Origin of the sequence: Streptomyces sp. NBC_01515 (assembly GCF_045040345.1) — a bacterium.
In the GTDB taxonomy this organism is placed as follows: domain Bacteria; phylum Actinomycetota; class Actinomycetes; order Streptomycetales; family Streptomycetaceae; genus Streptomyces.
The window spans coordinates 2,299,914-2,315,423 of sequence record NZ_CP109416.1 but is presented as its reverse complement, the minus strand read 5'-3'; the positions used below and the strand labels follow the sequence as shown (position 1 = coordinate 2,315,423).

Sequence of the window (15,510 nt, the reverse complement as noted above, 5' to 3'; positions counted from 1 at the left end):
CCTTACGTCCATGGACACAACGAGCCCGCACCCCTCCCCAGCCCGCCGAGCCCTGGCCACCGAAGCCGTGCACGCCGGCCGTGACGACCTCGCCCGGCAGGGCCTGCACGCCCCGCCGATCGACCTGTCGACCACCTACCCGTCGTACGACAGCCGCGGTGAGGCCGCCCGTGTCGACGCCTTCGCCGCCACCGGCGCCGAACCGGACGGCCCGCCCGTCTACGGCCGCGTCGGCAACCCGACCGTCTCCCGCTTCGAGACCGCCCTCGCCCGCCTCGAAGGCACCGAGAGCGCCGTGGCGTTCGCCAGCGGCATGGCGGCCCTGACCGCGGTTCTGCTGGCGCGGGCCGCGGCGGGGCTGCGGCACGTGGTGGCGGTACGACCCCTCTACGGCAGCAGCGACCACCTGCTCACCGCCGGGCTGCTCGGCTCCGAGGTCACCTGGACCGACCCGGCCGGAATCGCCGACGCGCTGCGCTCCGACACGGGTGTGGTCATCGTCGAGTCCCCGGCCAACCCGACCCTGGTCGAACTCGACCTGAGCGCCGTAGCCCAGTCCTGCGGCTCGGTCCCGCTCCTCGTGGACAACACCTTCGCGACCCCGGTCCTGCAACGCCCCGCTGAACACGGCGCGCGCATCGTCCTGCACAGCGCGACCAAGTACCTCGGCGGGCACGGCGACGTGATGGCGGGCGTGGTGGCCTGCGACGAGGAGTTCGCCGGGACGCTGCGCCGGATCCGCTTCGCGACCGGCGGCGTACTGCACCCGCTGGCCGGCTATCTCCTGCTGCGCGGCCTGTCGACCCTGCCGGTACGGGTGCGGGCCGCGTCCGCCAACGCCGCCGAACTCGCCCGCCGCCTCACCGCCGACCCGCGCGTCGCCCGCGTCCACTACCCGCGCATCGGCGGCGCGATGATCGCCTTCGAGGTCCACGGCGACCCCCACGAGGTCACCGCCGCGGTCCGCCTCATCACCCCCGCCGTCAGCCTCGGCAGCGTGGACACCCTGATCCAGATCCCGGCCTCCCTCTCCCACCGCGTGGTGGGAGAGGAGGACAGGAAGGGGTCGGGCGTGAGCGACGGCTTGCTGCGGCTGTCGGTGGGACTGGAGGACGTCGAGGACCTGTGGTCGGATTTGGACAGGGCGCTTGCGCCCGTCCCGAGGGACGCGGGGCTGTGCTCATATGCGGCTCCGCCGAGGGGCGCGACCAGCCACAACGCACCCGCGGCCGTCAACTGATCCGCAACCGCTACGGCGCTTCGGCCCGCCCGAACTCCGTGGCCTCCGCAACCCCCACAGCCGCACCCAGCCGAGCCGTGACGACCAGCGTCCCCTCCTCGATCTGATAGTCGAGCGGCAGCTCAAGCCCCCGCATCGCCGCCACCATCCCCGTGTTGGACGCCTGCGTCACTGCGTACACGCTCTCGCACCCCGCCTCGACAGCCATCCCCACCAGCCGCCCCAACAACTCACTGCCGATACCCCGCCGCTGCCAGTCGTCCTCGACCAGCAGCGCGACCTCCGTCTCGTCCCCGTCCCACATCAGATGCCCGAGCCCGACGATCCGCCCCGACGCCGTCTGCACCGCGAGCGTCCGCCCGAAGCGCGGAGAGAGCAGGTGGTTGAGATAGCGGTCGGCGTCACCGACCGGCCCGTGGTACCGCATACCGAGCGTCCGCGCCGAGCACCGCTCGTGCATCTCCCGCGCCGCGTCCAGATCACCGGTGTCCGCGCGCCGCACGGTGATCGCGTTGCCCTCGGGCAGCGTCAGTACGTCCTGGCTGCGCGGGATGCGCGGACCGAGCCGGGCGTCCAGCTCGACCAGCGCCCGCGCCCGGGCGAACTCGGTGGGCGTGAACGGCAGATACGGCCGCTCCACTGTGATCACTCCGCCTTCCGGCGCCCGCAGTCGCATGACCGTGTCCTCCAACGCACCCTCCACCGGCACCGATTCCGGCTCGCGCCCCTTGCCGGCGACAACGTTGGCGGGCAGCGAACGGATAGTGCACCTGCCCAGCAACTGCCGTAGCGCGAGCGGCAGTTCTGCCGCGTCCAGGGCCGTCCGCGTGGCCAGGCCGAGCACGCGGGTCGGCGCGTCCACCAGGTCGTGGGCGTCGGCGCGCTCGATCCAGGTGCCCGAACCGCCGGCCGACGCCACCGCCCGGGTGATCTCGGACGCCGCGACCTCGGCCGGCGCCCGCAGCAGGAACTCGTCCACCGTGCCCTCGGCCAGCGGATGCGTCTGCAGGCTCAGGATGTCGACCCGCTGGCCGGCCAGTGCCGTGCACAACACCGCCAGCGACCCCGGCGCGTCCCGCACCGTCGTCCGCATCCGCCACAGCGCGGCCGCCTCGACGACGGGATCGGCCGTCGCGGACGACTGCGCGGACTCGGATGCGGACGTGGCCTCTGCTCCGGTCCGCTCGGTCGGCCCGGCCTGCCGCGGTTCCGCGGTCGGCCGGGTGCCGGTATCGCCCGTCGGCGGCGCATGACCGTGGCGGCGTGACCACCACGTGTGGAACCCCGCCGTGGCGATCAGCGCCAGCGCGGAGATCGCCAGCAGCACCGGGCCGTCGGGCCCGTGTCCCACCAGATCCGCCACGACGTCCGCCACCGCGACCGCCGTGAACAGTGCGGCCAGCTCCACCAGATCCCGCCGCCAGTGGTGCACCGGACGCCCGTGCTTCGCGCGCGTCACGTCAAACATGTCTCGACTCATGCACCCACTGTGAAGGAAGGGTGTTGCGTGATCACGAACGCTCTGTGACCTACCGGTAAAAGCGTGGTTCTGTACCTTTTGCCGTTCTTTTGGCGAGTGCGGTGCACCGGAGGTCAGCCCTGTCGCCCTACGTCATGCGGCCACCTCCGCCCCCAGCGCACTGCGCAGCCGACGTGCCTGCGTGACCAGCCGGGACGAGCCGCTCCGGGCCGCCGTCTGCGCCAGATACGGCAGTTCACCCCGCGCCCCCGACCGCTCCGCGCACTCGGCGGCCACGGCCAGGAGGTCCCCGAGCCCCCGCGCGTGGGCGGGCTTGGCGTCACCGTCGAGGTCGGCGAGCAACGCGGCCAGGGTGTGCCGGAGGATCCCCCAGATGGTCGCGTTCGCCCCGGTCGCCGCCCCCGTCCGCACCGACTCGGCGAGCCGCGACGGCTTCACGGCCCCGCTCCGCACCAGCTCCCCGAGGTCCGCCCCCAGCCGGTCCACGTCCAACTGCCCCCGCGCCGCGAGCACCAGCAAGGCGTCTACGGCGGCGAGCCGATCCTCGGGGTGCCGCGCGCCGAGCCCGTACGCCAGACACAGGTGCGTGGCCTGACCCGCCACCCCCTCGGACTCGGCAAGCAGCGGGAGTACGGCGGCCGCGCCGCGGGTGTCGTCCAGCGCGGCGGTGGACACGTCCCGCACCAGCCGCGCCGCCACCAGTTCACGACGCTCGGGGAGTATCGCGAGCCAGTGCCGCTGCACGTCCTGGGTCCAGTGGTAGCAGTACCAGCGGTCGCCGTAGGCGGTCACCGGCTTGCCCAGCGCGCGGAACTCCGCCGGGAAGTCCTCCTGCAGATCGAGGAGTTCACCCAACTCCACCACGACGCGCACCCCGGCCGTCCGCCGCCTGCTCAGGGGCAGAGCGGGGCTCTCGGAGGTCAGCCAGCGCGCGAGCCGGGTGCCCTCCGCCGTGCCGAGCGCCGCCGCCCGCTCGGCGGCAGCGGCTGCCGCAGCCCGGTCCTCGCGACGCACCCGCAGCAGCGCCTGCCCGAAGTCGGCCTCCGAGACCCGCGCGCCCAGGCGCCGGTACGCGTCCAGCCGGTTCACCAACTCGTCCGGCTCCAGCAGCCCCGTGCTCCAGCTCGGCGTCGACAACAGGAACGGCAGCGGCTCCGCGCGGAGCCGGTACGCCACCTCCCACAGTCGGGCGTCGAAGGCCCGCGTCAGCGCGGTGTGCCCGCACTCCCGGCCCCGATGGTCGTGCCGGGTCCCTTCGTGGAGCGTGACCGTGCGCACCCTGTCCAGGAGGGTGGCCAGCAGGAGGTCGAGAGCGTAGGCCGTGCTGCCGAAGGCGTGGTGCGACCTGCTGAAGTGGTCGTCAGTGCGCTGGGGGTACCCGGGGGCGTCATCGGCCCACCAGCGGCGCGCGACCACCGGCCCCAATGCCTCCAGCAGCGCGTCCCGGTCCCGGTACGCATGACGGACGAGTCCGTCGAGCGTGCGCTCGAACGTCGCCACGTCTCCCTCGGTCGCCATCAACACCCCCAGTTCCTCGGCGAGTTCGACCGCGGACTCGGGCGCCGGTGCGAGGCGCGCCGGCTCCGGTGCGGGCGGGAGCATCTCCTCGTACACCATCGACGCCGCTGTCACCGGCCCCGCGCCCAGCGTCTCGACCGCGCGTGCGCGCAGGGTGGGGATCAACTGGTCGGCGGATGCGGCGAGTTCGGCCCGTACCTCGGGGGAGTCGACCTTCTTGAGGTGCCGCTCGACCAGCTTCAGTGCCCGCTCCTGTACGTCCGCGTCCTCGTGCCCGAAGGCCTGGGCGAGGGCGGGCAGTACTTCGCCGGCGGCGGACGCGTCCCGCGCCAACACCTTGCCCAGCAGCACGAGTTGGGCCCGGACGAGCTTCTTCTCGGGCCGGAACAGCACCGCGTCCGACATCTCCGCCAGCCGACGCGGGGTCAACTCCCTCTCCAGAGCGAGGGAACCGAGCACCGACTGGGCATGCGACGCCACCATGGACACCGCGTCCGAGGCCAGCGCCAGCCAGTCGGCGATCCGCTCCCGCTCCTCGTCGCGGGTCAGGGCGAGGGCCTTCAACACGCGCAGGAACACCCGGTTGTCGAGGGTCGTACCGCCCCGCAGCAGCCGGGCCACGCACGCGTCCACCGTGCGCTTCCGGTCCAGGACACCTTCGGCGGTGAGCTGGGCGAGCGCGTCGACCCAGCTGTTCGGCCCCTCGGTCGAGGACCACTCCAGTGGGCTGCCGATGTCCTCCGTCTCGAAGACCGCGTGCACCAGCTCCGCGAGATGCGGGTCCATGCGCAACCGGTCGAGCAGGGTGTTCCCGAGCTGCCGCAGGTAGCTGATGTGCTCCACCCAGCCCCGCACGTAGGCGTCCGTAGTCGGGACCTGGCAACCGGAGAGCCGCACCAGACCGGCCATCAGCTCGTACGGCACGTCGGCGGAGGCCGGGCGCCCGGCGAGGCGCTGCGTCACGTCGGCGAGCCAGGCGGTGTCGCGGTCGCCCAGGATGTGGATCAGCAGCGCCGGGGAGGATCGCGACCAGCGCATGTCGGCGGCGGCGATCCAGGTCGCCACGGCTGCCGCCCCCGTCTCGCAGGCGGCCCCGGCCGCGTGCAGGGCCGGATAGGCGCGACGGGACGGCTCCTCCCACGGCGCCTTGCGCAGCTCCTTGCGGAGTTCCCTCAACTCCGGCAGGAACGACCGCCGTTCGGCGTCCGTCAACCCGTCGAGCAGCCCCACCGCCTCGGCCGTCCGGCCCGCCCGCACCGCTTCCATCAGCGAACTCATCGCACACCCCCGTCGACCCGCACCATGGTCTGATCCGCGTTCCGGTCCGCCATCCGGACCGTGTCCCGCTCCGTCGCTTCGCCCCGCCGCACCATCCGCACCGCCAGCGCGTGCTTGCACGGCCCGCGCCCGCCCCGGTACTTCGCCCACCACACGCAGCTGCAACTCAGCACCCCCGCCTCGTCCCGCACCCGGTGCACATGCCCGTCCTCGGCGGTCACCGTCCCGATCGCGCCCTCCAGAGTCACCGCCCCCGCCGCCACCAGAGCGTGAGCCGAGCGCAACCGCGGATTGTGACGCTCCACGCGCCGTGCGTCGTACGGCAGTTCACGGTGGAAGTAGGCCGCCTCCGCCGTGTCGTAGCCGACGCGCCCCGAGGTGCCCAGCCGGGTCAGCGCGGCGCGGACCCGCTCGGGCGTGAGCCCCGAGGAGGCGGCCATGTCGGCGACATCGATACGGGGCTCCCAGGCCAGCAGCACGGAGATCAACTCCGCGTCCTCGCCCGCCTCGTCGGCCGCGAGGGCGTCCAGGACCCCGCCCTCGCCGGAGAATCCGCGCGACGCGTCCGGCGACAGCGTGAGGGTGAGCCGCATGCCCGGCAGGACGGCCTCCCACGCACCGGCCGAAGCCGAGGCGCCGATGACCGAGGGGCCGTAGATCCGCAGGGCCGTCGCGTGGCGCAGGACGCGCTGGAGTGCGATCAGGCGCTCCGGGCCCGGGAGGCAGACCGCGCCCGGTACGGGGCGGGTGGTCGGGCGCAGGCCGCGTCCCGCCGGTACGACCCAGCGCGGGCCGCTCGTGGTGCCGCGCGCGCCGCCCTTCGGCAGTGAGCGCAGGAACCGGACCGCCTCCGCCGCGGGCAGCTCGGCCCGCAGGTCGAAGCCGGCCGCTATCACCTGGGCCTCCGCGAAGCCGCGCAGCCACCGGTCCGGGAGCGGCACCTTCTTCTCCACGACCGGGCCGTCCAGCGTGGTCACCGCCAACTCCTCGGGGCCGACCCGGAGATGGAGCGGATCGTCCGTGCCGATCCGGGAGAGTGCCTCGCGCAGCGGGTTGTTGACGTCGACGTTCGTCGTGCCGTGTCCCACCTCGTCGCCGTCGAGTCCGGGGCCGAGGACGTCCAGCCGCGCGTACACCCCGCCGCAGCCCGAGAAGGACTCGAAGCGCAGCCGGTCGCCGCCCGCCGTCACCACCGGGTCGAGCGAGGAGGGCAGTTGGCGCTGGTAGTACCGCGTGGCCGCCACGTCGGCCACCGCCAGCAGCGCCGCCGAGGCCACCTGAGGAGAGGTCAGGAAGCCCGCGAAGAAGCGCGGATGGTCGGTGACACCCGAAGGAGTCGCACCCTGTGAGGTCTCAAGGCCGAGGCGCCGCTCACCCGCCGACGACTCCAGCACGGAAGGTCGGCGATAGGTCACGGCCTGCAAAGATCGCGTCATGCAAAAACCGTAGATGCCACCACTGACAATCGCTCTGACCTGTGAAAACGTCTATTCCGACGGAGAGTTGGCAGGCATCGGCGCACGCCGCGCACCGGGGGATGACGCCGGTGCGCGGCTCAGGTACGAGGGTAGTGGAGTTACTGGCCGACCCGTCCCGGCTGAAGGGTCTTGGTGAACAGCACGGTGCCGTCCTGCTCGCGCAGACGCACCGTCAACTCCCCGCTGTGGCCGTCGATGTCGACCTCGCCGAAGAACTGGTAGCCCTCGGCCGGCGACACGTTCTGCGCGGTCGGCGCCTTCACGAACACCCGCTCAGGACCGAAGGTGTTGTCGAGGTCGCTGGCCGGGAAGGCGCCCGCGTTCAGCGGACCCGAGACGAACTCCCAGAACGGCTCGAAGTCGGTGAACGCGGCCCGCGAGGGCTGGTAGTGCTGGGCGGAGGTGTGGTGCACGTCGGCCGTCAGCCACACGGTGCCGGTGATCCGTTGGTGCTTGATGTACCGCAGCAGTTCGGCGATCTGCAGTTCACGCCCGAGCGGCGCGCCGGGGTCGCCCTGCGCGACCGCCTCGATGTTCGCCTTGCCCTCGGTGGCGTCGGGCACGACGAGGCCGAGCGGCATGTCGGCGGCGATCACCTTCCACACCGCACGAGAGCGCGACAACTCCCGCTTGAGCCACTCCAGTTGCTCGCGGCCGAGGATGCCCTGCGGGTCCACGGTCTGCTTGTCGGGCGAGTTGGCGTTGCGGTAGGTCCGCATGTCCAGGACGAACACGTCGAGCAGCGGACCGTGCCGCATCACGCGCTGGACGCGGCCCTCCTTGGCGCCCGGCCGCAGCGTCGAGATCGGGAAGTACTCGCTGAACGCACGCCGGGCGCGCACCGCCATGACGTCGACGTTCTTCTCCGTGTAGCGGGTGTCGGAGGCGGCGATCACCTCACCCGGGTACCAGTTGTTGCGCACCTCGTGGTCGTCCCACTGGATGATCGACGGAACCTGGGCGTTGAACCGCTTGAGGTTCTCGTCGAGCAGGTTGTAGCGGAAGTTCCCGCGGAACTCGGCCAGGGTCTCGGCGACCTTGGACTTCTCCTCCGTGGTGACGTTCCTGTAGAGGCTGCCGTCGGGCAGCGCCTGGGTCGCCGTGATCGGACCGTCGGCGTAGATGTTGTCGCCGCTGCACAGAAAGAAGTCAGGGTCGAGCTTGCCCATGGCGTCGTAGATCCGGTAGCCGCCGAGTTCGGGGTTGATGCCCCAGCCCTGCCCCGCCAGGTCGCCGGACCACAGGAAACGCACGCCGCGCCGCCCGGTCGGCACCGTGCGGAACGTGCCGGCGACCGGCTCGCCCGTACGGCGCGGATCGTCGGGGTCGGCGAGCAGGACCCGGTAGTGGATCTGCTCCCCCGAGGGCAGCCCGCGCAGCCGGGTGGTGCCGGTGAAGTCCGTGTCCGCGCCGAGCAGCGGACCGTGCCACCGGTGCGGATCGCGGAACGACTCGGTGGCCGAGGTCTCCACGATCATCCGGGCCGGGCGGTCCGAACGCACCCACACCAGACCGGAGTCGGAGGTCACGTCTCCCGCCTGCACGCCCCAGCCCGCCTTGGGACGCCCGGACAGGGCGAAGGCCGGGGCGGCGCCGAGGGCGGCGGGCACGGTCAGGGCCGCCGACGCGGCCAGGGAGCCGCGCAGAACGCTACGGCGGGCGGGGAACGGACGAGGTGACATGGGGTTGCGCCTCCACGGACGGGATGCGGTCAGGGTGCACTGCCACAACTACTGGTGCGCCACAGCGCACACGCAAACCAGGGGTGAACAACGGAACGCGGTCACATGGGGGCCCGCGCGCGACACCGGAGACTCCCTACGGGCGCACGGCGTCGGCCATCAGACCCACCCCCGCACGAATCCGCCCGGGAGACAGATGCGCGTACCCCAGGACGAGCCGTACGACCGCGTCGTGCACGCGCGCGTGGGCGTAGGCGCTGAGCGGGCGCACCGCGACACCGGCGGAGGCCGCGCGTTCCAGGAAGTCCTCCTGAGGGCCGTACTTCTCCGGCAGTTCGGCGATGACGTGCAGTCCCGCCGCGATCCCGGTCACCCGCGCTCCGGGGAAGTGCTCCTCCAGGGCGTCGACGAGGGCGTCGCGCCGCTGCCGGTAGGCGCGCTGGCAGCGCCGCAACTGCCGGTCGTAGTCGCCGCGTTCCAGGAAGCGGGCGAACAGCGCCTGGTCGAGGGTCGGGTGGCCGAGATCCATGGTGCGCTTGCGTTCGACGACCTCGTCGGCCAGCGACTCGGGCACCAGCAGCCAGCCGAGCCGCAGCCCCGGGGCGAGAGACTTGCTGACCGAGCCCGCGTAGGCCACATGCTCCGGGTCGAGTCCCTGGAGCGCGCCTACCGGGGCCCTGTCGTAGCGGAAGTCGCCGTCGTAGTCGTCCTCGAAGAGCAGACCGTCCACCGACCGCGCCCAGTCGAGGAGTTGGGCCCGCCGCCGCGCGGAGTAGGCGATACCCGTGGGGAACTGATGGGCGGGTGTGGTCACTACGGCCCCTACGCCCGACGCCCGTAGCGGCCCGATCGCGATGCCCTCCTCGTCCAGGGGCAGCGGTACGGTGCCGACGCCCGCCGAGGCGTACAGGGCGCCGTGCTGGGGACTGCCCGGGTCCTCGACGCCGACGGTGCGTGTCCCGCGCGCGTGGAGCACGAATCCGAGCAGCGTCGTAGCTTGCGCCACTCCGGAGACCACGACGAGCCGCTCCGGGTCGGCGACCACACCTCGGCGGCGCGCGAGGAGTTCCGCGAGAGCTGTACGCAACCGGGGCAGCCCGCGCGGATCGGGATAGCCGAGCATCTCGTGCGGCGACTCCGCCAGCACACCGCGCTGTGCCGACGCCCAGGCGGCGCGCGGGAACAGCGACAGGTCCGGCGTGCCGGGCACGAAGTCGGCGCGGGCGCCGGGGGAGCGCGGCGCGAGGTCACGCGCGCGTGGCGGCGCCGCCCGTACAGCACCGCCCACCCAGGTGCCCGCACCCCGGCCGCTGCGCAGATACCCCTCCGCCGTCAACTGCTCATACGCCTCTGTGACGAGCCCCCGCGACACCCCGAGGTCGGCCGCCAGGTCCCGGCTCGACGGCAGCCGGGTGTCCGGTGCCAGCCTCCCCGAACGCACCGCCTCACGCAGCGCCGCCTGAAGGGAGCGGCCACGCGCGCGTGCCGGTGCCGAGGCGGCGGGCAGCAGCAACTCCCAGGCGGCGGAACCCGTCAGACCCGCCGGATCGGTCGGCCCCTCCGGATTGGTCCGCGATGACGTCATGGAAGTGGACCTTAAACCGGACCGCCGCTCTCCCTAGCGTCGCTGCCATGACCGCCACCACCGCCCGCGGCACCCCGCTCGCCGCCTTCGCCTGCGTCCTCGTGGGCGCGTCCTTCACCGCGAACAGCGTCCTGGGCCACTACCCGTACGCGGGCGGGCAGTTCGTGCGCTACGGCCTCGCCTGCCTGCTCCTCCTCCCGTTCACCGGCAAGGACGCGAGGGCACGACTTCGCGGGCTCACTCCACGCCAATGGGCCCGTCTCGCCCTGCTCGCGGCCGTCGGCATGGTCGGCTTCAACCTGGCCGTGATCGCCGCCGAACGCAGCGCCGAACCGGCCGTCCCCGGGGTCTTCGTGGGCTGCGCGCCCGTAGCCGTCGCGGTCCTCGCCCCCCTCCTGGAGGGACGCCGTCCGCGCCGGATCGTGCTCTACGGGGCGTCGCTCGTCGCCGTCGGCGCGTTCACGGTCCAGGGGTGGGGCCGTACGGACGGCGCCGGAATCGCCTTCTCCGGGTGCGCACTCGCGGGCGAGGTGGGCTTCGCGGTGCTCGCGGTTCCCGTACTGCGGCCCCTGGGACCGCGATTGCTGTCGGCCACCGTGTGCGGGCTCGCCGCGGTCGAGGCGGCGACGGCCGGCCTGGTCCTCGACGGGGCCGCCTGGCTGCGGCGCCCCGACGGCACCGAGGCCGCAGCGCTGCTGTGGCAGGCGGCGGTCGTCACGGTCGTCGGCTTCGTGTGCTGGTACATGGGCATGCAGCGGATCGGCGCGGAGCGCGCCACGCTCTTCTCCGGCCTCATCCCGGTCGCCGCCGCCGCTACCGCGCCGCTCGTCGGAACGGGCTCCTACGGGGCCGCGCAGGCCGGCGGCAGCGCCCTCGTCGGCACTGGAGTCGCCCTGGGATCGGGCGCGTTGACCCTGTTCCGGCGCCGGTCAGCGGCTGCCGTCGAGGATGACGCGCGCCACCAGGGCCGGGTCGTCGTTCATCGGGCAGTGCCCGCAGCCGGGCAGCCGCACCAGCCGGGAGCGGGGGATCAACCGCTTGGCGCGGACGCCCTGTCGACGCAACAGCAGTCGGTCCTGGGTACCCCAGGCCACCGTGACCGGGATGCCCGGGATGTCGTCGGTGAACTGGACACTCGTACCGGCCCGAAGTGTGTCGTCGAACCCGGGTGCGTTGACCAGTGCGAGCGTCTCGGCGACCACGGCCTCGGGTGAACGGCGGCCCGGGCGGGCGTAGATGGTGCTGGTGAGCGCGGTGCGGCCGGCCGTCGTACGCGCGAGCTTCTCGACCAGCGGGAGGGGCATACGGCGGGCTATCTGCCGCATGGTGAGCAGCACACCGAAGGCGTAGCGGCGCTCGGCCTGGGACCAGAACCCGGCGGGGGAGAGGGCGGTGACGGACCGTACGACCTTCTCGCGGCCCAGCTCCAGGGCCATCAGACCGCCGAGCGAGTTGCCCGCCGCATGCGGGCGGTCGAGCCCCAGCGCCTCGCAGAAGGCCCTGAACACGGCGGCCGTCGTGGTCAGGTCGTACGCCAGCCCCTCCGGGAGCGCCGGCGAGGCGCCGAACCCCGGCAGGTCCACGGCGATCACGTCGCGCTCGGTCGCGAGGATGTCCACCACCGGGTCCCAGGCCTGCCGGTGGTGGCCTATGCCGTGCAGCAGGAGCAGCGGTTCACCGCGACCCACGCGCGCGTAGGACACGGTCACGGTCTTCGGGCCCTGCGGAGTGGGGACCGGGAAGGAGACGGTGGCGGACATGGGGATGCTCCTCGTCTGGGACGTGCTGGCAGACGCCGTACAGGCCGTGTAGACAGCTTGTCAGCAACTGCTACTCACCGGTAGCCCCAGATGCCGGGGACCTTGGAGTCCACGGTTTTCTGCTGGACAGAGCAGCACCCAACGCATGGGATGAGGTGGTGACCACCGACACCCCGACCGATGCCTTCGAAGAACACCGCCCCGTCCTCATGGGAGTCGCCTACCGCATGCTCGGGCGGGTGGCCGACGCCGAGGACGTGGTCCAGGACGCCTGGCTGCGCTGGTCCGCCGCCGACCGCACCGAGGTCCGCGAACCACGCGCCTACCTGGTGCGCGTCACCACCCGCCTCGCCATCGACCGGCTCCGCCAGGTCAAGGCGCGCGGCGAGGCCTACGTGGGCCCATGGCTGCCGGAGCCGTACGTCACAGACTTCGGGGACACCGTCCCCGACACCGCGGAACGCGCCGTGCTCGCCGACTCCGTCTCCCTCGCCGTACTCGTCGTCCTGGAGTCGCTGTCCCCGCTGGAACGCGCCGTGTTCGTCCTCAGGGAGGCGTTCGGCTACCCGTACGCCGACATCGCGGCCATGCTGGACCGCGGCGAGCCGGCTGTGCGCCAACTCGCCGGACGGGCCCGCAAACACGTCGACGAACGGCGCCCGCGCTACGAGGTCGACCCTGCCCAACGCCGCGATCTCACCGAGCGGTTCCTCGCCGCTGCGGCCGAGGGAGACCTGGCGGGCCTCATGGAGATGCTCGCCCCGGACGTCCGTCTGATCGGCGACAGCGGCGGCAAGTCCAAGGCGCCGCTGCGGATCCTGGAGACCGCCGACAATGTGGGCCGCTTCCTGGTCGCCGTCGCCGGGAAGGGGATCCCTGAGATGTCGTTCCGCTTCCTGGAGCTCAACGGCGGACCCGCGGTACTGATCCTTTCGGGTGACACGCCCGACAGCGTCTTCCAGGTGGACGTATCCGCCGGACGCATCCGCTCCGTCTACATCGTCCGCAACCCCGACAAGCTTCGATCACTGGCTTCCGCTTAGCCGCGGCCCCGGCGGAGCCCCCGTTTCGAGACGGGGGCTTTGCTGTTACGTCACGAAGAACACCCTGTACGAACGCCCTGTGAACGCTCTGCGGCAGACGCTCTGTGCATCGCATATGACATGGACGATTGGTCTTGACCAAGGGTGGGGGTCGTCCTATGGTCGCAGATAAGTGAAACAACCTTTAATAAACAAGGGCGCTAAAACGCCGCCGGAACACGGCGATTGCGGAGGACAGGGTGGGGACCACGCAGTTGGAATCGGTGCCGGAGCCGAAGTACTGGCATCTCAAGACAGTGCTGAGTGAGGCACTGGACTCCGAGTTCTCCGTGGGCGAGATCCTGCCCAACGAGCGCGACCTGGCGGCCCGCTTCGGCGTCGCCCGGGCCACGCTCCGGCAGGCTCTGGAACAACTCGAACTGGAAGGCCGGCTGCAGCGCCGCCGCGGAGTCGGTACGACCGTCGCGCCGCCGCGCATGGGGGTCGCCGTCGGCACCGAGCAGCACGCTTGGCCGGGCGCCGGGGAGGACGCCTGGCAGTCCGTCGACTGTGTACTGGCGGCTCCGCCGACCGCTGTCGCGGACATCCTGGAGACCGGTTCCGAGGAACTGGTCCACACCGTGCGGCGCTCCCGGGTGAGCCACGGCCAGCCGGTCGCCGCCGAACTGCTCTACATCCCGGAGTCGTCGGTGCCCGACCTCTCCGCCATAGACACTCCCTCCGCGACGGCACGCGCGCGTGCCGTACTGCGCGAGTTGCAGCGCCTCGAACTGGAGGGCCAGGACCGCGCCGTGGAACTCGGCTCGGCCCGCGCGGACGACGCCAAGGAACTGGACCGCCTCCCCGGAGCCCCGGTCCTCGTCGTCACGACCCGCTTCTTCGCCGCGGGCCGCACCGCCGCGGTCTCCGTCGCGACCTACCGCGCAGACACCTGCCGCCTGACCTTCGCCGACTCCGGAGGCGTAGAAATCCACCACGGCCCAGAACGCCAGGCCTCCTGACCACACGGTCACAGCCCATCCGCCGCGCCCCGGGAACTCCGCCCGGGGCGCGACGCGTTGGCGCAGCCCCGAAGGGGCGCGGGGGACTGCGCGCCCAGCCACAAGGGACCCGCAGCCGACATTCGACCACCGCGCTCAGCCCCAACGCCGCCGCAGTCGAAACACAACCATCAAGGCCAGCCACAACGAACCCGCACCCGGCACACGACCAACGCCGCCAAGCTAGCGCCGCGTCACCGTGCCCTCGACCGCGAACAGCTGCTCCTCGACATGGTCAAGAGCCAACCGCAGCGCCCCAGTTGCCGCAGCGGCCTCCCCGAGCAACGACAACGCGACCTTCGGCGGCCGTAGGCAATACCGCGCCAACTCCCGCCGCAACGGCTCCAGTACACCGTCCAGCCCGGCCGCCCACCCACCCACGACGACCAACTCGGGATCGAGCGCCAGCACCAGCGCGGCGACATCGTGCACAAGGCGCTGGATGAACCGGTCGACAGCCGCCATCGCCCGCTGGTCACCGTCCCGCGCCAGCGCGAAGACCTGCGCCACCGCCTGCTCGTCCAACGGATGCAGCGGCTCGTCCGTGGTGGAGAGCAACGTCTCCGGAGTCACGTCCCGCCCCAGCAGATGCAGCGCGCCGATCTCACCCGCCGCCCCGCGATACCCCCGATGGAGCCGCCCCCCGATCAGCGAACCGGCCCCGGGACTCAACCCGGCCAGCACCATCACCATGTCGTCGGACTCGGTGGCCGCACCCTTCCAGTGCTCGGCGACCGCCGCCGCGTTGGCGTCGTTCTCGACCAGCACCGGGCACTTGAAGGACCGGCTCAACCGTTCACCCAGGTGCAGCCCCGTCCACTGGGGCAACGCCGTGCCCAGCCGTACGGTGCCGTCCGCCTCGACGATGCCCGGCGTGGCGACGCCCACCGCGCGCAGCGAGCCGCGGGCGACCCCGGCCCGGCGCAGCAGCTCGGCGACCGCGGTGCGCAGCCGCTCCAGGCGCTCGTCCGCCGAGGCCGTCTCGTCGACGTCCTTGGCGATCGCGCCGAGCACCCGCCCGTCCAGGTCGGCGAGGAGCACGGCGACGCGATGTGCGCCGATCTCCAGGCCCAGCAGATGCCCGGCCTCGGCCCGGAACCTGAACCGCCGCGCGGGCCGCCCCTGCCGCCGTACAACGCTCTCGTCGGCCGCCTTCTCTACGACCAGCCCGGCGTCCATCAGTCCCTCGACGACGCCCTCGACGGTCGGCCGGGACAGACCGGTCACCCGGGTGATCTCCGTCAGCGTGGCGCAGTCCGTGGCACGCAACGCGTGCAACACCACCGCGGAGTTGATCCTCCGCAGCAGCGAGGGGTCCCCGCCGGTCAGCCCCGCCAAGGTCTGTCCTCCCAGCTCGTGCGCGTGTTGGGCGGATCGTACTCGGCGCGGCGGACCGCGGCGAGAGC

At 72.3% G+C, this 15,510-nt stretch carries 10 protein-coding genes and 1 pseudogene; 4 read left to right on the top strand and 7 right to left on the bottom strand.

The window, feature by feature from the left end; all coding sequences use genetic code 11:
* Positions 1-10 precede the first annotated feature (10 nt).
* The gene (locus OG407_RS10220) at positions 11-1,240 is read left to right on the top strand and encodes a trans-sulfuration enzyme family protein (RefSeq protein ID WP_405857072.1); all 1,230 of its coding nucleotides are present in this window, start codon (positions 11-13) and stop codon (positions 1,238-1,240) included.
* 10 nt (positions 1,241-1,250) lie between these two features.
* Here OG407_RS10220 and OG407_RS10215 read toward each other — a convergent pair whose 3' ends face one another.
* The 5 genes from OG407_RS10215 to OG407_RS10195 form a co-directional block, all read right to left on the bottom strand.
* Complete coding sequence (locus tag OG407_RS10215; RefSeq protein WP_405857070.1) at positions 1,251-2,720, bottom strand: GNAT family N-acetyltransferase; 1,470 nt, start codon at positions 2,718-2,720, stop codon at positions 1,251-1,253.
* A gap of 132 nt (positions 2,721-2,852) precedes the next feature.
* Positions 2,853-5,516 (bottom strand): DUF6493 family protein, encoded by a 2,664-nt coding sequence (locus tag OG407_RS10210; RefSeq protein WP_405857068.1) that lies wholly within the window; start codon positions 5,514-5,516, stop codon positions 2,853-2,855.
* Entirely contained in the window at positions 5,513-6,952 is a 1,440-nt protein-coding gene (locus OG407_RS10205; protein WP_405857066.1) for an SWIM zinc finger family protein, read from the bottom strand. Before OG407_RS10205 ends, OG407_RS10210 begins: the two co-directional genes overlap by 4 nt.
* Positions 6,953-7,092: 140 nt before the next feature.
* Positions 7,093-8,676, bottom strand: coding sequence for an alkaline phosphatase D family protein (locus OG407_RS10200; RefSeq protein ID WP_405857064.1), 1,584 nt, complete (start codon positions 8,674-8,676; stop codon positions 7,093-7,095).
* 136 nt (positions 8,677-8,812) lie between these two features.
* The gene (locus tag OG407_RS10195) at positions 8,813-10,261 is read right to left on the bottom strand and encodes a PLP-dependent aminotransferase family protein (protein WP_405857062.1); all 1,449 of its coding nucleotides are present in this window, start codon (positions 10,259-10,261) and stop codon (positions 8,813-8,815) included.
* Here OG407_RS10195 and OG407_RS10190 point away from each other — a divergent pair.
* Positions 10,252-11,145: pseudogene (locus OG407_RS10190) on the top strand (DMT family transporter); the annotation flags it as partial. The gene OG407_RS10195 and the pseudogene OG407_RS10190 sit on opposite strands and share 10 nt — an antisense overlap.
* Positions 11,146-11,190: 45 nt before the next feature.
* Here the strand turns inward: OG407_RS10190 and OG407_RS10185 are convergent.
* Positions 11,191-12,021, bottom strand: a complete 831-nt coding sequence (locus tag OG407_RS10185; protein ID WP_405857060.1) for an alpha/beta fold hydrolase — start codon at positions 12,019-12,021, stop codon at positions 11,191-11,193.
* A 158-nt stretch (positions 12,022-12,179) separates the two neighbouring features.
* Between OG407_RS10185 and OG407_RS10180 the strand changes: the two genes are divergently transcribed.
* Together OG407_RS10180 and OG407_RS10175 are read left to right on the top strand one after the other, a co-directional pair.
* Complete coding sequence (locus OG407_RS10180; RefSeq protein ID WP_405857058.1) at positions 12,180-13,064, top strand: RNA polymerase sigma-70 factor; 885 nt, start codon at positions 12,180-12,182, stop codon at positions 13,062-13,064.
* A 239-nt stretch (positions 13,065-13,303) separates the two neighbouring features.
* The gene (locus OG407_RS10175; RefSeq protein WP_405857056.1) at positions 13,304-14,065 is read left to right on the top strand and encodes a GntR family transcriptional regulator; all 762 of its coding nucleotides are present in this window, start codon (positions 13,304-13,306) and stop codon (positions 14,063-14,065) included.
* Between the two features lie 222 nt (positions 14,066-14,287).
* On the opposite strand, the gene OG407_RS10170 is transcribed toward OG407_RS10175, so the two are convergent.
* Positions 14,288-15,442 carry an ROK family transcriptional regulator gene (locus OG407_RS10170; RefSeq protein ID WP_019059496.1) on the bottom strand — a complete coding sequence of 385 codons (1,155 nt, stop codon included), beginning with the start codon at positions 15,440-15,442 and terminating at the stop codon, positions 14,288-14,290.
* Between the last annotated feature and the right edge of the window lie 68 nt (positions 15,443-15,510).